Source organism: Amycolatopsis sp. NPDC005003 (assembly GCF_053600695.1).
In genome coordinates this window covers 102,249-125,172 of the sequence record NZ_JBSGAI010000033.1, presented here as the reverse complement: position 1 = coordinate 125,172, position 22,924 = coordinate 102,249, and the positions used below count along the sequence as shown (strand labels likewise).

The window sequence follows — 22,924 nt, the reverse complement described above, 5'->3', positions numbered from 1 at the left end:
GATCTGTTTTCGGATGCGGCGAAGGCGTTGCGGAAGATCAAGCCGGGTAAGACCGCGCCGCCGCCGAAGCACGCGGACATCAAGAGCGGCCCGAAAGACATCGGCGGCCCCAACGGCAAGGGCGGCCCGGACGGACCACCGCCCAAGACCGACCCGCCACCCAAGAGCGACCCACCGCCGAAGGGCGACGACAGCACCAGCGCGGCGGGTGCGAAGGGCGACCCGCCACCCAAGGCCGATCCCCCGCCCAAGACGGACCCGCCGCCGAAGAGCGACCCGCCGGCCGACACCCCGCCGCCCCCGAAGGACGGCCCGCCCGGTGGCACGCCGAAGGGCGGGCCCGACGGCGGCGGCAAGCCGAAGGGCGACCCCAAGGGCGACGGCCCGCGGGATCGCGCGGTGCCGGACGACAAGAAGGTCTGCGTCTCCGACCCGGTGGACGTCGCCACCGGCGAGGTCGTGCTGAAGCAGGTCGACCTGACGCTGCCCGGCGACGCGGGCGACCTCGAACTGTCGCGCACGCACCTGTCGGCCTACCGCGCCGGCCGGTGGTTCGGCCGGTCCTGGGCGTCCACATTGGACCAGCGGCTGGAGGCCGACCGGGAGCACCTGCGGTTCTTCGCCGAAGACGGCATGGTCCTCGTGTACCCGCGGCCGGACGGCGACCGGCCCGTGCTGCCGATCGAAGGCCCGCGCCACCCGCTGCGCCGGACCGACGGGGGCTACCGGCTCTCGACGGGCGTCCGCGATCTGGTGTTCGCCGACGCCGCCGGCCAGGTGCTGCCGCTGACCGTCATCGAGCAGGGCGGCGCCCGCACCACGATCGAGCACGACGCGAACGGTGCCCCGCGGCTGCTGCGCCGCAACGACGGCACGGAGATCAGCGTCGAAGCCGTCACCGGCCGGATCGCCGCGCTGGGCGTGCCCGGCGGCGCGCCGGTCGTCCGGTACGGCTACAACCGGCTCGGCCAGCTGACCCAGATCGCCGGCTTCACCGGGCGCCCGGTGAACCTCGACTACGACGTCGAAGACCGGATCGTCGGCTGGCAGGACCGCACCGGCACCTGGTACCGCTACGTCTACGACGCCGAAGGCCGCTGCGTCCGCAGCGTCGGCGCCGAGCGCTACCTCAACGGCACGTTCACCTACGACACCGGGACCCGGACCACCCGGCACACCGACGCGCTGGGCCACACCTGGACGTACCGGATGAACGAGGCCGGCCAGCTCGTCGAGCGGACCGACCCGCTCGGGCACACGCGCCGGTACTCCTGGACCCGGTACGACGACCTGCTGTCGCAAGCCGACGAACTGGGCCGGATCACCTTCTACGGCTACGAGAACGGCGTGCTGGCGACGGTGACGCGGCCGGACGGTTCCGTGGTGCGGCTGACCCCCACCGGAACCGGCGAGGTGGAGCTGCGGGCCGGCGACGCACGGGCCGTGGCCCCGGCGTCGGACCCGTACGCCGCGCTCCCCGGTGTTTCGACCCGGCTGCGCGTCGACGGCGCGACCGACCCGTTCGGCGAGGAACCGGTGATCACCGCGGCGGCGCGGCCGGGCGACCGCGACCCGTTCGGCCGGCCGCGGCTGGTGCACACCGCCTCCGGTGGCGCGGCCCGGCTGGGCTGGACAGCCGAAGGGCAGCGCTCCTGGCGGATCGGCCCCGGCGGGGAGCGGGAGAGCTGGCGCCACGACGGCGAAGGCCGGGTCGTCGAGCACCGCGACGCCGCCGGGCGGACGATCCGGCGCACGTACGGCCCGTTCGGCCTGCCGATCGAGGAGTTCGACGCGGACGGCGCGCGGACGGCGTACGGCTACGACGCCGAGCTCCGGCTGGTCGCCGTGACCAACCCGCGCGGCCAGACCTGGCGCTACACCTACGACCCGGCCGGGCGGCTCGTCGAGGAGACCGACTTCGACGGGCGCCGGCTGAGCTACGCCTACGACGAGGCCGGGCAGCTGCGGCGGATGACCAACGGCCTCGGCGAAGTCACCGAGTACGCCTACGACGTGCTCGGCAACGTCGTCGAACGGCGGACCGCGACCGGTGTCACCGGGTACGCCTACGACGCGCTGGGGCAGCTCGAGTACGCGATCAACAACGAATCGGTCCTGCAGATCGTCCGCGACGAACGCGGACGGGTGCGCGAAGAGACCCTGAACGGCGTCGGCGTGCGCTGGACCTACGACGCCGCCGGTGTCCACCGCACCACTGTGTCCGGAATGGACAGTGAGTGGCGGTACGAGGGCGACCGCCCGGTGGCACTGCGCGTCGCGGGGCACGAAATCGCGTTCGAGTACGACGAAGCCGGTCGCGAGGTGCGCCGGTCGGTCGATGGCTCGGAAGTGCTGCGTCAGGTCTTCGACGCGGCCGAACGGCTCGCGGAGCAGACGATCGCCGGCGTGGGCCGGCGCGCCTACACCTACACGCCGGACGGCCGGCTCGCCGCGATCGACGACCCGCGGCCGGTCCGGTTCGGGTTCGACCCGGCGGGCCGCGTCGCGGAGGTGCACGCGCCCGAAGGCGTCGAACGCTTCGCCTACGACGCGGCGGGCCGGCTCGTCCCGCCCGCGGGGACGCGGTACGGCCACGACCCGCAGGGCCGCGTGACCAGCCGGGTGCGCGTCACCCCCGCCGGGCCGGAGGAATGGCGGTTCGTCTGGGACGAGCTGGACCGGCTGGTGGCCGTGATCGCTCCGGACGAGTCGTTCTGGACCTACCGCTACGACCCGCTCGGCCGCCGGTTCGCCAAGCGCCGCTGGGTGCTCGGCGACGGCGGCGCACCGCGGCAGACGGCCGAGACGTGGTTCGTCTGGAGTGGCGCGGAGCTCGTCGAGGAGATCGAGCTGACCGACGACGGGTCCTCGCGCGTGCTCACCTGGGAGCGGCATCCCGACGACGGCCGGCCGGTGGTCCAGGTCGAGCAGCGGGGGGCCGAGGTGCGGTTCCACCCGGTGGTGACGTCCCCGGCCGGCACGCCGACCGAGCTACTGGGCCCGGACGGCGGCGTCGCTTGGCAGGCGCGCACGAGCTTCTGGGGCGAACTGCTGCCGTCGACGTCCGGCACCGCGCCGATGCCGCTGGCCTTCCCGGGCCAGTACCGCGATGCCGAGACCGGGTTGCACTACAACGTCTACCGCTACTACGACCCCCGGACCGGGCGGTACCTGAGCCAGGACCCGCTCGGCCTGGCCGCGGCGCCCGACCCGGTGGCCTACGTGGCGCAGCCCCACCTGCAGAGCGACCCGCTCGGCCTGGTGCAGAGCCCGTGCGGCAAGACGGGCGGCCCGAAGTCCCCGGACAACCCGGCGGGCGGCGGCGACGCGGCGAAGCTCCCGCCGGGGTCGAAGAAGCCGGACGGCCTCGACGAGTTCCGCGACCCGGACGGCAAGATCCGCCCGCACAACATGACCGACGAGCAGTACGCCAAGTTCTCGAAGAAGTGGGACGAGATGATGGCGCCGGGCAAGGACAAGTCCTGGTTCTGGTCCGGCGGGCACATCAAGGACTCGGTCGTCGACCCCGCGACCGGCAAGCCCGTCACGGAGTCGAAGTACCACGGCTCGATCGAGGACCCGGCGATCGACATGGCCAAGAAGAACGGCGGCAACACCCTCGAAGGGCTGCTGAAGGACAACGGCGTCGAGATGCCCAAGTTCTCCGACAACCACCCGAACGGCGAGAAGGTCTGGAAGGACGCCTCGAAGGCGCTGGCCCACAACGCGGAAGGCGACGTCCACATCGCCCTGCCGAACACCCCGGGCAAATCGAGCGGCTGGCCCGGTCAGGGCGACGAGCTCGCCTCCCGCCGCCCGAACAACGTCTTCGACATGGACGAGTTCCCGATCCTCCGCCACAACCCGAAGGTCGACAAGGTCTGGGCCCACGACACCGACTACCCGGACGCACCCCCGGTGGTGATCTGGGACCGCAAGACCCGCTGACGATGCCTTGCGGGTCACGGGTAAGGGCGGTTGAAGCGGGGCGGGACATAGGCCAGGTAGCGGCCCGGGGCGCCGTCCGCGGCGGTGGCCAGCGCGTTCATCGTGCGGGGTGCCGTGTCGGGCCAATGGCCGGTGCGCAGGCGGGTCAGCGTGCGGTCGATCGCCGCCTGCTGTTCGCCCGTCGTGTACGTGCAGTGGCCCGCCGTCTGCACGTACGTCTGGCGGAGCAGGGGCTCGTTGCCCGCGCGGCGGACCAGCGAACCGTACGACGACTGCTGCGCGACCGTCGAAATCTGGTCGCCGGTGCCGTTGACCGTCAGCACCGGGATCCGCAGCTCGCCGGTGAACACGATGCCCCGCCGCAGGTACGCGACCGCCGCCGGGTCGGCCGGGACACGCGGGGCCGCGGCGAGCCGGGCGAAGTCGGCGCGCAGGTCCAGCCCGGCCCGCGCGTACAGCCGGCGCACCACGTCCTGCTGCTCCGGTGCCGCCTGCGCGAACTGGCGTACGTAGTCCACTCCCGTGTTCCAGGACGGGTTCCCGCCCGCCAGCTGCTCGATCGTCCGGCGGCTGCTGACGGCCTGGCCGAGGTACGGCAGCGGCCCACCCGCCAGCGCGAGGTACATGCCCTGCTCGACGCCGTCGGCGTCGCGGGCGTCCGGCACCGGCGTCGGCGAGCCGTCCGGGGCCACGCCCCAGCCCGGCAGCTGGCCGATCGCCGCCGCGAGTGCGATGCGGGCCCGGCCCGCCGCCGTGTCCTGGGCCGACGTCACCGCCGAAAGCCACTGCCGCTGCGTGCCCGGGACGTCGGCCGGCATGCCGGTCACCGGCAGCGCCGTGTCGCGGAACAGCAGCGTCTTCAGCGTGAACACCGTGTCGAGCTTCTGGTTCCACTGCCCGACCGCGCCGCCGAGACCCCCGCACATCGGGATCGCCGCGGCGAACCGGCCTGGGTACACCTGCGCCACCCCGGCGGCGACCATCCCGCCCATCGAGCGGCCTTCGGCGATCGCGTACCGCGCTCGCCCGAACGCGGCTTCGAACGCCGCGAGCGCCTCCGCCTGGTTGTCGATGGCCCGCGCGATGTTCCAGCTGCTGATCGTGCGCGTGGTGCCGCCCACCGCGTAGCCGCGGTCCACCAGGCTCGCGGTGAGCGGGCTCGTCAGGCCGCCCGCGGCGAAGTCGAGGTCCACCAGCACGGCGCCGTTCCACCGGGCCGGTTTGGCGAAGGCGTACGGCGTCCCGTCGGCCAGTTGCCCTTCGGTGCACGCGGCCGCCGGGCACGGCGAGGCCGCGTGGGCGGTCGCGGGCACTGTCGCCAGCAAGGCGGCCACGGCGAGGCCGCCCCAGAATCTCCGGTTCATGACTCGCTCCTGTCAGAAGTTCTTGGCCGTGACGGTCCAGCCCGGCGTGACGCACAGGCCGCAGCCCGCGCCGACGAGGTAACCGCGCGCGGTGCGGTTGCCGTTGAGGGTGAAGTCGAACCAGGCGACGAGGACCCGCACGGCCTCCTCGCGGACGCTCGGGTCGGGACTGCCGTCGCGCTGGCCGTAGACGAAGCCGGTGTGGCCCGCGGCCGCGTTGGTCGCCCGGACCGCGGGCACGGTGACGAGGTCGTAGTTCTCGCCGCTGTTGGCGTAGGCGACGTCGCTCGGGCCGCCGTCGGCGAACAGGACCGGCGTGTGCAGGTTCCGCAGCCGCTCCCGGCCGTAGCCGAAGGTGCCGTCGGCGAAGAACCCGCTGTCCAGCGACAGCACCGACTTCACCCGCGGATCGGCCCCGGCGACGAGGGCTTCGAGGCCGCCGCACGAGTGCCCGGCGACGCCGATCCGCCGCGGGTCGAGCCGGTCCCGCAGCGCACTCCCCCGGCGGCCGTTCTCCCGCTCGGCCCAGGTGATGGCGTCGGTGATCACCGCCGGGACCGGCGAGCCGTTCTCGGTCAGCGCGGGCTCGTCGAACCCGCCGACCGCCACGACGACGAACCCGTGCGCGGCGAGCAGGGTTTCGAGGGTCAGCAGCTCGTCGTTGCTGGTGTGCCGGCAGGCCCCGTTGCCGAACACCACGACCGGCAGCCGGCCCCGCACCCGGTCCAGGTCGGCGGGCCGGTAGACGGTGTACTCGGCCGCGTAGTCCCCGGTTTTCGCCGCGCCTTCGCGGACGACCGGGTGGAACACCTCGGCCGCCGGCGGAGTCGCGGCTTCGGCGCCGGAAGTCCCGGGGGTGGCCGCGGTGACCCCGGCGAGCGCCGCCACGACGGCGACGAGAGCGGTCTTGAGCCAGGCGTTTCCCATCGAATGTCCTTTCCGGACGGTCACGGAAGTTCGTCGAGCCAGGCGGTCATCCGCGCGGTCAAGCCGTCGCCGGTGCGGGCGTCGACGTTGTCCGCGCGCAGTTCCAGCACCGGGATGCCCGCCGCCCGCAGGGCCCGGGTGGTGAAGTAGCCGCCGCGGGCGTCGTCGGACACCAGGTGCACCACCCCGTCGACGCCGTGGAGGCGGGCTTCCTTGACGTACCACTCCGCCGACCACGGCGGCGTGTAGAGCTGGTCGCCGAAGGCGGCGAAGCGGGCGGCCAGCGCGCGCAGCGGGTCTTCGCCGTAGCGCAGGTAGCCGTCCGCGGCGATCGCGAGGTACATGGACCACACGAAGACCGCGCCGTGCGACTCCTGGAACCGCCGGTAGAAGTCCAGGTCGAACCACAGCCCGCGGCCGATCCACATCAGCCGCAGCCGCTCGTGGCGGCACACCGCGACACCCGCGTCGATCCGGTCGCGGACCTCGTCGTGGAACGCGCGGGCGGCGTCGCGCGCCCATTCGGTGCCGCGGTGCCACTGGGGCACCATGACACTCGGGATGCCGTCGGTGACGGCGATCGGGCACGGCCGGGCGGCGGCGATCAGGTCGCGGGTGCGGCGGTTCCACTCCTGCTGCTCGTTGACCAGGTCCAGGACCTCGCGGAACCGCGTCTCGGAGAACACCCGGCCGGTGGTCTGCTCGAGGAACCGGATCAGCCCGGTCAGCTCGCCGGTCAGCAGGTCGAGGCGGTCGCGGCCGATGGCCTCCTCCCAGCGGTGCGGCATCAGCTCCCACCACCGCTCCGGCACCGCGTTCTCCGCCGCGCTCTCCAGCGGGTAGTAGGTGACGCCGGGTTGCGCGTCCCAGACGTCGAAGATCTTGCGGGACGCGTCGCCGGTCGTCTCGCCGAGCACGATCGACGGCGTCGGCAGCCCGCCCCACGGTGCCTGGCCCGGGTCGTCCTCGAACGCCGACGCCAGCGACGTCGCGCTGTACTGCTCGATGTAGTCCGGGTAGCCGCGGTCGCGCAGCAGGCCCAGGTAGCGCTGGGTCTGGCGCTTCGCCGCGACGATCGAGGCCCACCACTGGTTGACCACGTACGGGATGTCCATCGCCCGGAAGATCTCCTGGGGCGCGTCCGCGTTCACCAGCGCCAGCGGGCCGGGCTCCTCCCGCAGCCGGGCGAACCACTCGCGCTGGTAGGTGGTGGCGGTGGTCGCCGAGGCCAGCCGGGCGGTCATGCCGCGGCTCCCGCCGGGGCCAGCGCGGCGAGCGCGTCCTCGGTCAGCTCGCCGTACGGCTGCCGCTGCGCCGACACCGCGGGAAGCCCGGTCGCGGCCCGCTGCTCCGGGAAGTCCCACGGCGGCGCGTCGTCGTGGACCCGCGCGTAGGAGAGCAAGACCTCCGCACCGCAGGCGCGGGCGGCCGCGGCGGTGTGCGCCGCGCGGTGGCGGATGGACGCGCGGGGCGCGGACGGGCCGTTGTGCTGGTAACGCTCGGCGAGCGCGAGTTCCGTCGGCGCCGCGCAGGTGCGGGCGAAGAGCAGCTCGCCCCAGTCGTGGTCCTCGCCCACGACGAGGAAACCGGTGCGCTCCAACGTCTCGTAGACCGCCGGGTGGTCGTGGGAGCTGCCGGTGAGGAACAGCCGCACCCCCGCGGTCTCGCGCGGCTCGGCCAGCGCCCGCTCGACCAGCGCGATGGCGTCGGTGACCGGCACCGCGGTGGTCGCGGCGACGGTTTCGAGGAACCGCGTGCCGCTCAGCCGGTTCGCCTGGCGCAGCGCGGCGAGCCTGCCCAGTGACCGCCGGAGGGTGTCGTGCGCGGTGATGGCCGCGGCGAGGTCGTCGTCGCCGATCGGGCGCCAGCGGCCCAGCCATTCGCGCAGCTGGGCGATCTTCGCGTGGACGTACCGGGTGGTCGTGTGGTGCGGCAGGTGCAGGACGTCCACCAGGCGCAGCGGCGGCAGCCCCAGCGCCGGCTCGATCCGGTGCAGCTCCCGCAGGGCGTAGAACAGGCGCAAGGACGCTTCGCAGTCGCGGGAGACGACGATGGCTTCGAGCGGGCCGTAGTCCCCGGTGAGGATGCGCGTCAGGATCGACCGGGCGACCGGGTCCACGCCGCGGCCGAGGTAGCGGTCGCCGAGCGCGCTGTCCTCGCCCGGCTTCCCGGTCAGCCGCAGCGGCCGCAGGCCCGCCGCGGTGATCAGCTCGACCGGGACGTCGGCGCCGACGTACCCCACGGTGCTCAAATGACCGCCTCCGCGACCAGGTCCGCCAGCTGCTGTTCGGTGTAGCCGAGCAGTTCGCGGTAGACGTGCTCGTTGTGCTCCCCCAGCCCCGGCGCCGGCCGGTCCAGCGCCACACGGGCGGCGGAGAACCGGATCGGCACCCCGGTGCCGGCCAGGTCGGCGACGTCGCCGTGGCGCGGGTGCCGCAGCGGCACGACCTCCTCGCGCGCCAGGACCAGCGGATCCCGCACCGCCTCGCGCGGTTCGCGCACCTCCGCCGCGGGGACGCCTTCGGCGGTGAACGCGGCGAGGATGTCTTCCAGTGGCCGCACCCGGCACCATTCCCGGATGAGCCCGTGCAGCTCGCCGGCCGCGCGGACGCGCTGGTCGCGGGTCCGGTAGCAGTCGTCCTCGGCCAGCTCCGGGCGGCCGATCGCACGCAGCACGCCGTGGGCGAAGGCGTCGGTCGGGGCGCACAGTGCCACGTAGCCGTCAAGGGCCGGGAGGATCCCGAACGGAGCCAGCCGCGGCACCATCGACCCGGTGCGCTGCGGCAGGCCGACCGCGTCGAAGGCGTCGAACGGCTCGCAGGCGACCAGCGAGGTCAGCGCGCCGAGCATCGAGACGTCCACGTGCTGGCCCTCGCCGGTGTGCTCGGCCTGCAGCAGCGCGGACACCGTGCCGACCACCGCGAACAGCGGCGCGAGGAGGTCGCCGATCGGCAGCCCGAACCGGACCGGGCCCTCGTCGGGCTCGCCGGCGGTCATCATCACGCCGCTGAGCGCCTGGATGATCGAGTCCATCGCCTTGCCCGAGCCCGGGCCGCCCTGGGCGCCGAAGCCGCTGATCGAGGTGTAGACGAGCCGCGGGTTGATTTCCCGGACGTGGTCGTAGGAGATGCCGAGCCGGTCGGTGACGCCCGGGCTGTAGTTCTCCACCAGCACGTCGGCGTCGCGGACGAGGTCGGTGAACACCGCGTGCGAGCGCGGGTTCTTCAGGTCGAGCGTGACACTCAGCTTGTTGCGGCCGCGCAGCAGCATCGACACCGAGAGGTCGTCGTCGTGGCGCCGGGCGAGGTTGAGCCCGTCGCGGCCGACGTAGGGCGCGTTGTTGCGAGACGAGTCCCCGCCGGTGGCGGGGTTTTCGACCTTGATCACGGTCGCGCCGAGCCCGGCGAGCAGGAGCGTCGCGTACGGCCCGGCGAGCGCGGTGGTCAGGTCGACGACGGTGCGGCCGGCCAGTGGCTGGTCGGTCATGTGGGAACCCCCTCGGTGAGATCGACGAGCACTTCGGCGCCGCGGGTGGTGAACCGGCCGCCCAGCCGGGCTCCGCGGGTGATGTCCTCGACGTACTGGGTGACGGCTTCGCCTTCCGGAGTGCCACCGACCGGCACCGGGCGGCCCCGGTCGTCGATCCGGCACGGGATGAACCCGGCTTCGCGCAGGCCGGTCCCGTCGAAGCGGCAGAAGGCGATGACGGTGTTGCGGCTTTCGGGGTGGAACGGGAAGAACGGCATGTCCGGGTCCGGCGCGAAGCCGTAGAGCTTCGTCCGCCGCTCGGCCCACGCGCGCAGCTCGTCCGCGCCGACGCCCGCGCCCGGGGTCAGGGCGTGGGTGACGGTGGCGAAGTTGCCGAGGCCGTGGAAGATGGGTCGTCCTCGGTGGACTTCGATGCCCCGCATGATGTGCGGGTGGTGGGAGAACACCGCGTCGGCACCGGCGTCGACCGCCGCGCGGGCGACCGGGCGCTCGTACATCGCCACCTCGACCGGAGTGTGGCCGACGCCCTTGTGCAGCGCCACGAGCACGACGTCGGCCTCGGCCCGCAGGCGGCGCACGTCGCCGGCCATCGCGTCCAGGCTGTCCGGGTCGGCGAAGGTGTAGATCTTCGGCGGGCCGCCCGGGCTGGCGTGGTCCAGCTCGTAGTGGGTGAGGACGTGGACGTACGCGCAGCCGGGCTTGCGGGAACCGGCCCAGGACTCGCGCGGGCCGACGCAGTTGTAGGACAGCACCCCGATCCGCAGGCCACCGCGTTCGACGAGCGCCGGGCGCCGGGCTTCGGCGAGGTTCGCCCCGGCACCCGCCGGCACCATGCCCGCGGCGCGGGCGTGGGCGATCGTGTCGGCCAGCCCGCCGGCACCGGCGTCGAGGACGTGGTTGCCCGCCAGGGTGACCACCTCGAACCCGGCCCCGGCCACCGCTTTCAACGCCTCGGGATCCGCGGGCGGCGCCGGGACGTCGGTGCTCTGCTGGACGGCCGTGGTCGAGTGCGGCACCTCGACGTGCCCGATCGCGAGGTCCATGCCCCGCAGCACCGGCGCGGCCGGGGCGAGGAAGAACTCGGGTTCCGGCTCGTCCAGGATGAGGTCGCCGACCGCGCCGACGGTGATCACGATGCACCCTCCGTTTCGGACAGATGGCGGGACAGGAAGGCGCGCAACCGGTCGGTCCGGGGCCGCGTGAACAGCTCGTCCGGCGGGCCCTCTTCGACGATCCGGCCCGCTTCCATGAACACGCACCGGTCCGCGGCCTCGCGCGCGAAGGCCATCTCGTGGGTGACGACGACCATCGTCGTCCCGGCCGCGGCGAGGTCGCGCAGCACGGCCAGCACCTCGTCGACCAGCTCCGGGTCGAGCGCGCTGGTGGGCTCGTCGAACAGCATGATCCGCGGCCGGACCAGCACGGCCCGGGCGATGGCGACGCGCTGCTGCTGGCCGCCCGACAGCTGCCGCGGGTAGTGGTCCTCGCGCCCGGCCAGGCCGATGCGCGCCAGCAGCTCCCGCGCTTCCCGCTCCACAGTGGACCGGTCGCGGCCGTGCACCCGGATGGCCGCATCGGTCACATTGCGCAGCACGGTGAACTGCGGGAACAGGTTGAACTGCTGGAACACCATGCTCATCCGCCGCCGCTGGGCGGCGATCCGCCGCTCGGTGAGCGCCCGCAGCCCGCCCGGCGTGCGCCGGTGGCCCAGCAGCTCGCCGTCGAGGTACAGCGCGCCGCCGTCGATCGGCTCCAGCTGGTGGGCGCAGCGGACGAGGGTCGACTTGCCGGACCCGGACGGCCCGATCACCACGACCGTCTCCCCTTCGCGGACGTCGAGGCTGACCCCGGCCAGCGCCGTCACCGCGCCGAACTCCTTGCGGACGTCGCTGATCCGCAGCACCGGCGCGCTCACCGGGCACTCCGGTGGCCGCGGGAGAACCGGCGCTCCAGCCGGCGCTGCCCGGCCGTCAGCGCGGTGACCACCACGAGGTACCAGAAGCAGGCGACCAGCAGCATCGGCACGATCTCGTAGGTGCGGTTGTAGATCACCTGGACCGAGTGCAGCAAGTCCGACATCGCGATGACCGAAACGAGTGCGGTGCCCTTGAGCACGTTGATGAACTGGCTGCCGGCCGGCGGGATGATCACCCGCATCGCTTGCGGCAGCACGATCCGCAGCAGGGTCTGGCCCGGCGGGTAGCCCATCGCGCGGGCCGCGTCGCGCTGGCCGGGATCGACCGACGACACCCCGGCGCGGAAGATCTCCGCCAGGTACGCCGATTCGACCAGCGACAGGCCGATCACCGCGGCGGTCAGCGGCGTGATGACGGTGTTGGCGTCCCAGGTGCCGAACACCGGGCCGAACGGGATGCCGAGCGACAGCTTCGGGAGCAGGTAGGCGAGGTTGAACCAGAAGATCAGCTGGACCAGCGGCGGGATGCCGCGGAACAGCCCGACCCACAGCGTCGCCACCCACCGGGCGGGGGCGAACCCGCTCAGCTGCATCGCCGCGACCACGCCACCGGCCAGCGACCCGAGCACCATCGCCGCGACGGCCAGCAACACCGTGGTGCCGAGGCCCGCCATGACGCTCTTCTCGAAGAGGTACTTCGCGACGACGTCCCATTGGAAGCGGTCGTTGCCGGCCAAGAAGACGGCCAGCTGCGCGGCCAGCACCGCCAGCGCGAGCACGAACAGCCAGCGTAGCGGGCGGAACCGGCCGCGTGCCCCGGCGACGTCGTCGCGGGACGGCGTCGTCTCCTCCACTGTGGACACGGCGGTCATTTCGCGGTGGCCACGTCGAACAGCGGCTGCGGGATGGTCACGTCGGTCAGGCCCCACTGCTTCATGATCCGGGTGTAGGTGCCGTTGCGGAACAGCTCCTCGAACGCCTTCTGCAGCACCGGGCCGAGCTTCGCGGACTTCGGCGTGTAGAGCGCCAGGTTGTCCTTCGTGGCGCCCTGCTCCTCGGTCTGCGTCACGTATTCGTACTGCCCCTTCTGCTGGGTGGTCACGTCGATCGCGGCGGCCTGGGTCATCCCGGCCGCCTCGGCGCGGCCGGACTTCGCGGCCAGCAGGGTGGCGTTCGTGTCGTCGAGCCCGACCACCTGCACGGCCGGCTTCTGTGAGCGCTCACAGAACGCGGACAGCTTGCCGAGCTGGTCCTCGACGACGCTGGCGGTGACCACCGCGACACGCTTGCCGCACAGGTCGGCGGCCTGCTTGATGCCCGCGGCGGAGCCGGTGGGGGTCACGTACGAGGTACGGGTGGTCATCCAGGTGACGGTGTCGAACTGCTTTTCGCGTTCGGCGGTGGCCTTCACCGGCCCGTTGAAGGCGTCGTACCGGCCGCTGAGCATGCCCTGCAACGCGGCCGGGAGCCCGCTGACGATGGTGGTTTCGGTGCGCACGCCGAGGAGCTGGCCGAGCGCCTGCTGGAAGTCGTGGTCGATGCCGGTGACCGTCTTCCCGTCCGGGCCGACGGTGCGGTACGGCGGGTGCGAATCCCCGGCGAACCGGAGGACGCCGGCGTCCTTGACCGCTTGCGGCAGCTGGTCGTGCAGCGCCGGGACGGCGGTGAGGGCCGCGGCCGAGGGGGCGGCGGCCGCCCCGTCGTCGACCGTGCACCCGGTCACCGCGAACCCCGCGGCGGCCACCGCGAGCGCGCTTCGACGCCATTGACGAAGTGAGGAACCCATGTCGTTTTCTTCCTGCGGGAGGCCGCCCGGGAGGGGCGGCGCGGAAACCTGGGAGAACGATTGGTTGCTATCTGGGCGCCGATCGTCGCATGATGTGTCGCGTGATTCAACCCCTCGGTTCCTCGGCCAGGCCGCAGCTGCCACCATGGACGCCCGCGGCGGACCGGCCGCCCGGAGAGGCAGGAGCGCGATGACAGTGCCGCCCTCGGGGCCGCTGCCCCGCGCACAACAGGGAGCCGAGCCGCAGCTCCTGCTCACCTCGCTGCTCGGCGACTTCTGGTACTGGCGCGACGAGCACATCCCGTCGGCCGCGCTGGTGCAGCTGCTCGGCGAGTTCGACATCAGCCCGGCGAGCGCCCGCGCGGCGATCCGCCGGCTCGCCGCCCGCGGCCTCCTGACGGTGTCGCGCAGCGGCCGGACGACCGCGTACGGCATCCCGGCGCGGACGTCGGAGGTAATCATCGAGCGCACGCACCGGATGCTGACCTTCGGCACCACCGCACCCGACTGGGACGGGCAGTGGACGGTGGTCACGTTTTCGGTGCCGGAGCAGGACCGCGGGCTGCGCACGGCGTTGCGGTCGCGGCTGCGGGTCCTGCGGTTCGCGGCGCTGTACGACGGGGTCTGGATCAGCCCGCACGACCTCGCCGAACCGGCGCTGGCCGCGCTGCACGAGCTGGACCTGCGCAGCGCGACGGTGTTCCGCGCCACCGAGGTCCCCGGCCCGGCCGCGGCGGCCACCGCCTTCGACCTCGAACCGCTGGCCCGGGAGTACGAGCAGTTCGCCGAGCGCTACGAAGAGGTGCTGACGGGCCTGGACGCGGGCCTGATCAGCCCCGCGCAGGCGTTGCGCACCCGCACCGAGCTGCGCGTGGACTGGCGCCGGTTCCCGGAGACCGACCCGGACCTGCCGGCGGAACTGCTGCCCGCCGGCTGGGCCCGCGACCAGGCCCAGAAGGTGTTCCTGCAGATCTACGACCGGCTCGGCCCGCTCGCGGAGTTCCGTTTCCGCCAGGTACTGGCGGAAACGGACCCGGCGCTGGCGGACCTCGCCGACCACCACGACTCGGCCAAGGTGGCGGCCTTGTTCGCCGAGCTGGGCGACCGCCACCCGGCGGGCGACACGCCGTTCGAGCAGGCCGCACAAGCCCGCCGGCTGGACGAAGCCCGCGGCCGGTGAACGGCACTTCCCGCGCCGGTCGTGCCGGAATGTGGCGTGTTGCTGCGGCAGCGATAACGTCCTGTGCACTCCCGCAGCGGAGCTGAGCGCCAGCCGCGGCGCTCGAAAGGCTCCACCGGGTAGCCCGCGGGGCCGGTGGCGAGCTCAGCCGGAGAACGTCACCGGCCAGGCCGCCATCCGAAGACGCCCGAAACTGTGGCTCACCAAGGCTCAGCAACCGGTGCCTCACGCCCGCTCCGCTCCTGGAACAGCGGTGGCACTGCCTGAACCGGCCTAGTGTGACGGCGGGGAGCTCACCCGGAGCACGTTGCCGTCCGGGTCGTGCAGGCGCATCTCGTACCTCCCCCACGGACGCACGAACGGCGGCTCGGCGATGGCGGCACCGCGCCCGCTCCACTCGGCGAACAGCCGGTCGACCTGGGCCGCGGCCGGGACGTCCAGGTGCAGCCGGGTGGTGTGCGTGCCGTCGAGCTGGGTGAACATGAGCTGTACCTGATCGCGGCCGACGAGCGCGGTGCCCGGCTCCGTCGGCTCCGCCTCGGTGAGGAACCGGGCCTGCCGGTCGGACCAGCGCCAGCCCACCCGGAACCCCAGCACGTCCGCGTAGAAGGCGACGCTCGCGGCCAGGTCGCGCACCAGCAGGTTGGGCCGGCAGGCGAAGAGGTCCACCTCGGCGGCCCGGCCGCGGTCCTCGGCCAGCAAGCCGAAGAGCAGGTCGTCGGTCCACTCCCCCTTGAGCCAGGTGTGCCGGCGGCGATGGCCCTCCGGGCGGAACCCGAGCCGGTCCAGCAGCCGAGCGGACGCGGTGTTGCGGGCGTCGCACTCCGCCGACACCCGGCGGATTGCGAACGCCCGGAACAGCCGGTCCAGCACGCACCGCGCGGCCTCGGTCGCGTATCCCCGCCGCTGGTGCGCCGGGGCGATGGTGAACCCGAGCTCGGCCTGCATCCGGTTCGGGTCCACGCACACGCCGACGTCGCCGATCAGCCCGCCGCCGCCGCGGAGCTCCACGGCGTACTGGAACCAGCCGGGCGCCCCCTCCTCGGCGGCCGCGAACTCGGCCACCAGGCTCCTCGCCTCGGCGTCCGGCACCGGCGCGTCCCACGACTGGTAGCGCGCCACGGCCGGATCCGAGCGGTAGGCGGCGAACGCCGGCACGTCCGCGGCCTCGAACCGGCGCACGGTCAGGCGTTCGGTCACCACCGGCAGCTCGTCCACCCGGCCAGCCTACGGCCGCGCCCGCCGGACCGCGGTCAGCTCACCGCCCACCGTTGGTTGGATCCGCCGTTGCAGGTCCAGATGATCACCTTGGTGCCGTTGGCCGTCGCCGCGCCGCTCACGTCCAGGCACAGCCCGGACTGGCCGTTCGTGACCGTCCCGCTCCCGGTGAAGGTCCACTTCTGGCTGTCCCCGCCGCTGCAGTTCGCGATGACCGCCGCGGCGCCGGTCCCGCCGCCCGCGGTGTCCAGGCAGCGTTTCGTCCCGCCGGAGTAGACGCTCAGCTCGCCCGCGCTGCCGCGGGTCCACTGCTGGTTCGCCCCGCTGTGGCAGTCCCAGATGGCGACCTGGGTACCCGCGGTGGTCGACGAGGCGGGCACGTCCAGGCAGCGGTTCGCCGCCACGGCCCGCACCGGGCCGGTGCCCCCGCCGGGATCCGGGTCGTCGCCACCGAGCGCGTCGAGGACGGCGGTGTAGGCCTGCTTCTTGCCGTAGTTGCCGTCGAACAGCAGCGGGGTGTCGCCGGAGCGCCACGAGTACTTGTCCGTGACGCCCCAGACCGTGATACCCGTGCACCGGGTCACCGCCCGGCACGCCTGGGTCACCTGCCGGAACACGTTCGCTTGGCCGGTCCCGGAGCCGCCGACGTCCAGCTCGGTGATCTGGACATCCACCCCGAGGTCCGCGAAGCGCTGGAGGTTGGCCTGGTAGCTGCTCAGGTTCGAGTTCGCGGAGAGGTGGCTCTGGAAGCCGACGCAGTCGATGGGCACGCCGCGGCTCTTGAAGTCCCGGACCATGTTGTAGATCCCGGTGCTCTTCGCGTTGATGCCGTCGGTGTTGTAGTCGTTGTAGCAGAGCTTCGCGCCCGGATCGGCCGTGCGGGCCGCGCGGAAGGCGTCCTCGATGTAGCCGTCGCCGAGCTTCTGCTGGAAGGTCGCCTGCCGGCGGGTGCCGTTCTCCTCGAACGCCTCGTTGACCACGTCCCAGGCGATCACCTGGCCCTTCCAGTGCCCGGCCACCTGGCTGATGTGGTTCAGCATCGCCGAGCGCAGGTTGTTCGCGTCCAGCCCGCCGACCCAGGGGGCCAGCTGCTGGTACCACACCAGCGTGTGCCCGCGGATCTTCATGCCCTGGCTCTTCGCCTGGCTCACGATCCGGTCCGCGGGCGCGAAGTTGAACTGGTTGCGGTTGGGCTCGACCGTGTCCCACTTCATCTCGTTCTCCGGCGTGACGCCGTTGAACTCCGCGGTCCACGTGTTGACGTACGCCGCCTCGCCCAGGTGACTCGTCGAGATGGCGGCGCCGTAGTACCGGCCGGTCTGCGCGGCCGCGGCGCCGAGCGTGCTCGCCGCGCCGGCGACGCCGGGCGAGAGCACCAACGCGGTCGCCGTCAGGCCGGCTGCCGCGAGGAGGGTGGTGGCGGTCCGGAGCGGCCGCCGTGGGGGTGCACCGGTGATCATCGAAAGCCCTCGATTCGGTCCGGGACGGCGTCAGCTGAACGTCCACTGCTGGTTGCTGCCGCCGTTGCAGGTCCACAGCTCGACCGGCGCGCCGTCGGCCGTCGAAGCGCCGGTGACGTCCAGGCACAGTCCGGATTGGACACCGGTGACCGTGCCGTTGGAGTTGACGGTCCACTGCTGGTTGCCCTGTCCGTTGCACGGCCAGGTCACCACCTTCGTGCCCGCGCTGGTGCCCTGGCCGGACGCGTCCAGGCACAGCGTCGCCCCGCCGATGGTGGCGGTCAGCCTGCCGTCCGAGGTGCGCGTCCAGGCCTGGTTCGGCTGGCCGCTGCAGCCGGCGATCTGCAGCTGCGTGTTCTGGGCACCCCCGGCCAGGCACTTGCCCGCGCCGACCGCGTGCACCGGCCCGGTGCCGGTGTTGCTGCCACCGGTGCCGTACCCCGCCGCGACGATGTTGGCCTGCACGGCGTTCTCGGTGGCGTCCGACGGGTAGCCGGACGTCATCACGCCTTCGTAGAACGTGCCGGCCGACCCGATGCTGTTGTCGCCGCCGGTGCCGAGGATGATCGCGCCTTCCTTGCGCATCGGGTTGTAGCCCGAGACATTGGGCCGCACGCCGTCGTAGAAGGTGGACACCCCGCCGGACTGGGCGTTGCCGCCGCGGATCGCCCACCGGTTCGGCCCGCCCTTGATGATCGCGGTCAGGTACCGGTGGCTGATGCTCGGGTCGTTGGCGTTGTAGCGCTGGTTCACGCCGGAGAACAGGCCGTTCTCGAGATCGGCCATGATCCACGGCCCGTTGCCGGCGCCGTAGCCCCAGACCTTGATGTTGCCGAAGTAGATGGCTTCCATCGTGCCGTTGCCGTTGTCGCGGCTGTTGCGCTCGGCGTTGCCGTAGTCGAAGCAGCAGCCGCCGTTGTAGTGGGTACCGTCGAAGATCGCGTACATGCCCTCCGGCTGGTCCCCGGTCGCGGTGCCGGTGGCGTTGTTGTTGCGGTACCCCGTGCCCGGCGCCACGAACACGCCGTACGCCTTCTGGCCGCCGACCGTGGTCGGAGCGGCCGCCGCGTTGGCGAGGTTGTCGTACCCGCCCGGTGCCGGGCCCTGGAAGCCGCCCGGCGGGGCCTGGGTGAGCCGGTTGTTCCGGCCGGACTGGTCGTAGATCACGGTGATGAGGCAGGTCGTTCCCGCGCAGAACGCGTCCTGCGCGGCCGCGTCGGCCACCCCACCGGCGCTCAGGACGCCGATGTCCCGGGTCGTGTTGTCCGAAGCGCGCCGCACCTGGTACAGCGAGCCGCTGTAGGCGCCGTACAACGCCCGGGTGGTCGAATGCGCGGCCACACAGGGCGTTCCCCCGGCCGCGTAGATGTCACACGGCCCCTGGGTGGCGGCCTGCGACGGCGTCGCCGTGCCGGCCACCGCGCCCGCGGCGATCACCACGGCCGGCCACAGTCTGCTCAAACGTGCCTTCATCGCGAACTCCTTCGTCCGCTCGGGACGCGGCTACCCCCGCGTCCACTTCTGGGTGCCGCCGCCGGTGCAGGCCTGCAGGGTGACCGGCGTGCTGTTGCCGGTGCCGCCGCCGGTCGGAGCGAGGCACAGTCCTGATTGGACACCGGTGATCGTCCCGTCGGTGCCGGCGTTCCACTGCTGGTTGGTGCCGCCCGAGCAGTCCCAGATGATCACCCGGGTGCCGGCGGTCGTCCCGGCCCCCTCGGCGTCGAGGCACTTGCTGCCGTACACCTGCAGCTGCTTGCCGGAGGTGAGGGTCCACTGCTGGTTGGTCCCGCCGTTGCAGTCCCACAGCGTCACCTGGGTGCCGTTCGTCTGGGACACGTTCGGGACGTCCAGGCAGCGGCCGGCGCCGGTGTTGCGCAGGACGGACGTCGTGCCGCCGCCGGAGCCGGCGACCTCGAGGTTGTCGAACTGCGCCGTCTCCCCGACGGCCGTGCCGATGCCGACCTGGCCGGCCGGGAAGGTGCTGTCGGTGACCGTGCCGATCACGGTGCCGTCCACGGACGCGGTGATGGTGCTGCCGGAGAAGCCCAGTGACAGCTTGTGCCAGCTGCCGGTGCCGAGCGCGGTCGTGGTGCCGGTGCGCAGCGTGGTGTTCTGCTGGCTGGTGTTGTTGCGCCGGATCGACCACGCGCCGGTGTCGCTCACCCGGAAGTAGTACGCGTTCAGCGCGCCCTGGTTGCCGGTGTCCTGCGAGCCCGCCCGGCCGAGGAGTTCGACGTACCCGGACTTCTCGAGCAGCACGTCCGTGCTGAGCGTGTAGTTGCTCCAGGCGATGTTGCCCAGCAGCGCGTAGGGGTCGACGAACTTCTTCCAGGGGATCGTCTTCTGCGTCGCGGCCTGGCGCACGCAGGTGCCCGCGCGGCCGGCGCCGCAGGCGGCGGTCTCGAACGCACCCTCCATGTCCATCAGGTACTTGGCTTCCTTGCCCTTGGCGTACGCCTCGAAGTCGTCGCTGTAGGGCAGGTTCAGCGAACCCTGCGGCGGGCTGGTCGCGCTGCCCTTGCCCTGCCCGGTGGTGGTCGTGATCGTGTAGAGGTAGCCGGGCTGGACGGTCAGCGAGTAGGCGCCGCCGGACGGCGTGATGTCGGTGCTGTGGACGAAGTGGTCGGCCCCGTTGTTCGAGTTGAGGTTGGTCGACCACACGTGCACCTGGCCGCCCGACAGCCCGCCGGTTACGTTCAGGTTCAGCGTCTGGGCCGAGGTGGCGTCCATCGTCTCGATGATCGTGCTGTAGTCGGTGTTGTTCGGCGACTTCAGCGAGACGTAGCTGCCGTTGTTGCGGTTGCCGCCCAGGTAGCCGCTGGACGAGTCGAGGTACTTCCAGCCGGGCGCGGTGAACTGCGTGGTGTGCGCCAGCGCCCACGAGTCCTTGCCGACCGAGTAGTAGCCGGACCACGGCTGGTTGGCCAGGATCAGCCCCACGGTCGGCCAGGGGATGTTCGGCGTGACGGCGGCGATCAGGTCCCAGTTGAGGTACGCGGTCATCTTGCCGTCGAGGTAGACGCGGTTGATCCCGCGGGCCAGCGGCTTGGCGCCGTCGTTGTAGTCCTGGGAGCCGTTTTCACTGGACCACAACGTCTTTCCGGTGTTCGTGACGTTGGCCGGCACGCTGCAGGAGGTCTGCGCGCTGAGGTAGCCGCAGGTGTAGTGGGCGCTGAGCACGTCGGTCGCGTTGCGGTAGGCCGTGTTCGACGAGATCGCGCTCGCCGGCCCCCAGTCGCCCGGCCACGAGTCACCGGAGATCACCTTGACGGCGCTGTACCCGTTGGCGTTGAGCGCGTTCCGCAGGGTGACGGTCCAGTCGGCGCTCCACTGCTTCTCGTTCTGGACGGACGTGAGGTAGTCGATGGTCAGCCCGTGCTGCTTGGCGCACCCCAGCCACGACAGGTAGTAGTCCGTCAGGTCGTTGGAGAAGAACGTGCCGTTGCCGATCCAGCCGGGTGCCCCCCAGGGCAGGCCCACCAGCTTGATGCCGGGGTTGCGCGCCTTCGCCTGTTCCATGATCCACCACTCGTAGCCGCGGTTGCAGTCGAGATCGCCGCGGAAGTGGGCGTGGCTGGGCTCCGCACCGCTGGTGGAGTTGGTGTCCCCGCCCATTTCCACCTTGAGGATCTGGAGCGCGGCCCCGTAGCCGGGCTTGAACAGGTAGTCGAGGATCTGCCCGCGCTGCGGCTCGGGGTAGTCGATCAGCAGGCGGCTGTTGCCACCGCCGCCGCTGACCGCGCCGACACCGTCGAAGGTGCGGCCGCCCGAACTCCCGTTGACGGTGATCGAGGTGGCGGCCTGGGCGACCGGCGCCGCGGCGACGACACCGCCGGCCACGGCCAAGAGCACCGCCGCGGCCGCGGCTCCCGCGCTCCGGAACATGGTTGTCCTCACTTCCGACGAAGGGGCGGCGAAACTTTCGGGCTGACGGCGAAACAATCGGCCGGCGGCGAACGCGCCGGGCGTTAACGCTAACAGCCGCGTTGCCACTGAACAACTACCGGACTCCGACGCCGGTGGCGCTTTACGAAACAACGCAGCGCCGCCTTCACGGAACGGGCATCGCCGCAGCTCACAGGCGTTTCACGGCCGTGAAACACCGCATCGCGCAAATGTAATTTTCGCGCCGCCGAGCGAGCACAACACCGGCAACCCCTTTCCCGAGCCGCCTTCCCCGGCTACAGTCACCGATTGCTGGGAGCGCTCCCAGTGACTGTTTCCGGCGCCACCCGTCGTTCGAAGGAGAACGTGCATGCGCAGCAGGACAGTGGCAGCCGGCGGACTCGCCGCGGTGGCCGTGACCGGCGTCGTCGCCACGACCACGTGGGCCGGCGCACAGGCCGCCGCCTCGGCGTACTACGTCGACCCGGCCACCAACGCCGCCAAGTGGGTCGCGGCGAACCCCGGCGACTCCCGCGCCGCGGTCATCCGCGACCGCATCGCCTCGGTACCGCAGGCACGGTGGTTCACCACCACGAACACGTCCACCGTGCGCAGCGAAGTGGACGCCTACACCAGTGCGGCGGCCGCCGCGGGCAAGATCCCGATCATGGTCGTCTACGACATCCCGAACCGCGACTGCGGCGGCGCCAGCAGCGGCGGCGCGCCGTCCCACGACGCCTACCGGGCCTGGATCGACCAGGTGGCGGCCGGTCTCGCGGGCCGCCCCGCGGCCATCGTGCTCGAGCCCGACGTGCTCCCGCAGATGACGAGCTGCCAGAACAGCGACCAGCAGCGCCAGACCTCGGCGTCGATGGCCTACGCGGGCAAGAAGCTCAAAGCCGGCTCCTCGCAGGCGAAGGTGTACTTCGACATCGGGCACTCCGCGTGGCTCTCCCCCGGCGACGCCGCCTCGCGGCTGCGGGCCGCCGACATCTCCAACAGCGCCGACGGCATCTCCACCAACGTGTCCAACTACCGCTCGACGTCCGACGAAGTGGCCTACGACAAGGCGATCCTCGGCCAGCTCGGCGACTCGCGGCTGAAGGCCGTGGTGGACACGAGCCGCAACGGCAACGGGCCGCAGGGCAGCGAGTGGTGCGACCCCGGCGGCCGGGCGATCGGCACCCCGAGCACCAACCAGACCGGCGACGGCCAGATCGACGCGTTCCTGTGGGTCAAGCCGCCGGGCGAGGCGGACGGCTGCATCGCCACGGCCGGCCAGTTCGTGCCCCAGCGGGCCTACGACCTCGCCATCGCGGCCGGGCCGATCCAGACCACCACCCCGACGACGCCGACGACGCCCACGACCCCGACCACCCCCACCACGCCGACCACCACGACCCCGCAGCCGACCGGCGGCTGCAAGGTCACCCACCGGGTGGTCAGCAGCTGGCCGACCGGGTACACCGGCGAGATCGTCATCGAAAACCGCGGTGCGGCCCTCAGCAGCTGGACGCTGAAGTTCTCCGCACCCGGCGTGACCGTCACCAACGGCTGGAACGGGACCTGGACCGACGGCGGCGACGTCGTCACGGTCGCCAACGCGTCGTGGAACGGCAGCCTGGGCACGAACGCGACGACCACACTCGGCTACAACGCGGACTACAGCGGTGGCACGCCGCCGTTCCAGCAGCCGACGCTCAACGGGACGTCCTGTTCCTGAGGCTCACCGGTGCGTAGCCGGCCGGCGCG

The 22,924-nt window shown here is 72.3% G+C and carries 16 protein-coding genes; 3 read left to right on the top strand and 13 right to left on the bottom strand.

Annotated features, from left to right (window positions below):
- On the top strand, positions 1–3,948 hold a 3,948-nt coding region (locus ACWED2_RS32545; RefSeq protein ID WP_449694330.1), incomplete at its 5' end, for a DUF6531 domain-containing protein.
- A 14-nt stretch (positions 3,949–3,962) separates the two neighbouring features.
- On the opposite strand, the gene ACWED2_RS32540 is transcribed toward ACWED2_RS32545, so the two are convergent.
- The 9 genes from ACWED2_RS32540 to ACWED2_RS32500 are packed head-to-tail and all read right to left on the bottom strand — an operon-like array spanning position 3,963 to position 13,429.
- Positions 3,963–5,312, bottom strand: coding sequence for a hypothetical protein (locus ACWED2_RS32540; RefSeq protein WP_449694329.1), 1,350 nt, complete (start codon positions 5,310–5,312; stop codon positions 3,963–3,965).
- 12 nt (positions 5,313–5,324) lie between these two features.
- Positions 5,325–6,239, bottom strand: coding sequence for a poly(ethylene terephthalate) hydrolase family protein (locus tag ACWED2_RS32535; protein WP_449694328.1), 915 nt, complete (start codon positions 6,237–6,239; stop codon positions 5,325–5,327).
- Positions 6,240–6,259: 20 nt separating this feature from the next.
- Positions 6,260–7,483, bottom strand: a complete 1,224-nt coding sequence (locus tag ACWED2_RS32530; protein ID WP_449694327.1) for a 2-hydroxyacyl-CoA dehydratase — start codon at positions 7,481–7,483, stop codon at positions 6,260–6,262.
- A complete protein-coding gene (locus tag ACWED2_RS32525) occupies positions 7,480–8,481 on the bottom strand; it encodes a 2-hydroxyacyl-CoA dehydratase (protein ID WP_449694334.1) in 1,002 nt (333 codons plus the stop codon). The genes ACWED2_RS32530 and ACWED2_RS32525 overlap by 4 nt, the downstream gene beginning before the upstream one ends.
- A 5-nt stretch (positions 8,482–8,486) precedes the next feature.
- Positions 8,487–9,725 (bottom strand): CaiB/BaiF CoA transferase family protein, encoded by a 1,239-nt coding sequence (locus ACWED2_RS32520; protein WP_449694326.1) that lies wholly within the window; start codon positions 9,723–9,725, stop codon positions 8,487–8,489.
- Positions 9,722–10,861, bottom strand: coding sequence for a CapA family protein (locus ACWED2_RS32515; RefSeq protein WP_449694325.1), 1,140 nt, complete (start codon positions 10,859–10,861; stop codon positions 9,722–9,724). Before ACWED2_RS32515 ends, ACWED2_RS32520 begins: the two co-directional genes overlap by 4 nt.
- Positions 10,858–11,643, bottom strand: coding sequence for an amino acid ABC transporter ATP-binding protein (locus tag ACWED2_RS32510; RefSeq protein WP_449694324.1), 786 nt, complete (start codon positions 11,641–11,643; stop codon positions 10,858–10,860). The genes ACWED2_RS32515 and ACWED2_RS32510 overlap by 4 nt, the downstream gene beginning before the upstream one ends.
- Positions 11,640–12,515, bottom strand: coding sequence for an amino acid ABC transporter permease (locus ACWED2_RS32505; RefSeq protein ID WP_449694323.1), 876 nt, complete (start codon positions 12,513–12,515; stop codon positions 11,640–11,642). The genes ACWED2_RS32510 and ACWED2_RS32505 overlap by 4 nt, the downstream gene beginning before the upstream one ends.
- On the bottom strand, positions 12,512–13,429 hold the full coding sequence (locus tag ACWED2_RS32500) for a transporter substrate-binding domain-containing protein (RefSeq protein ID WP_449694322.1): 918 nt from the start codon (positions 13,427–13,429) through the stop codon (positions 12,512–12,514). The genes ACWED2_RS32505 and ACWED2_RS32500 overlap by 4 nt, the downstream gene beginning before the upstream one ends.
- Before the next feature lie 190 nt (positions 13,430–13,619).
- Here ACWED2_RS32500 and ACWED2_RS32495 point away from each other — a divergent pair, with 190 nt between their 5' ends.
- Positions 13,620–14,609, top strand: coding sequence for a PaaX family transcriptional regulator (locus ACWED2_RS32495; protein WP_449694321.1), 990 nt, complete (start codon positions 13,620–13,622; stop codon positions 14,607–14,609).
- A 273-nt stretch (positions 14,610–14,882) separates the two neighbouring features.
- On the opposite strand, the gene ACWED2_RS32490 is transcribed toward ACWED2_RS32495, so the two are convergent.
- The 4 genes from ACWED2_RS32490 to ACWED2_RS32475 are packed head-to-tail and all read right to left on the bottom strand — an operon-like array spanning position 14,883 to position 21,172.
- Positions 14,883–15,827, bottom strand: a complete 945-nt coding sequence (locus ACWED2_RS32490; protein ID WP_449694320.1) for a GNAT family N-acetyltransferase — start codon at positions 15,825–15,827, stop codon at positions 14,883–14,885.
- Positions 15,828–15,862: 35 nt separating this feature from the next.
- Entirely contained in the window at positions 15,863–17,287 is a 1,425-nt protein-coding gene (locus ACWED2_RS32485) for an endo-1,4-beta-xylanase (RefSeq protein ID WP_449694319.1), read from the bottom strand.
- A 30-nt stretch (positions 17,288–17,317) separates the two neighbouring features.
- Entirely contained in the window at positions 17,318–18,760 is a 1,443-nt protein-coding gene (locus ACWED2_RS32480) for an arabinofuranosidase catalytic domain-containing protein (RefSeq protein WP_449694318.1), read from the bottom strand.
- A 30-nt stretch (positions 18,761–18,790) separates the two neighbouring features.
- Positions 18,791–21,172: a ricin-type beta-trefoil lectin domain protein gene (locus ACWED2_RS32475; protein ID WP_449694317.1), complete on the bottom strand. Its 2,382-nt coding sequence runs from the start codon at positions 21,170–21,172 to the stop codon at positions 18,791–18,793.
- 385 nt (positions 21,173–21,557) lie between these two features.
- Here ACWED2_RS32475 and ACWED2_RS32470 point away from each other — a divergent pair, with 385 nt between their 5' ends.
- Complete coding sequence (locus ACWED2_RS32470; protein ID WP_449694333.1) at positions 21,558–22,895, top strand: glycoside hydrolase family 6 protein; 1,338 nt, start codon at positions 21,558–21,560, stop codon at positions 22,893–22,895.
- Positions 22,896–22,924: the final 29 nt, after the last annotated feature.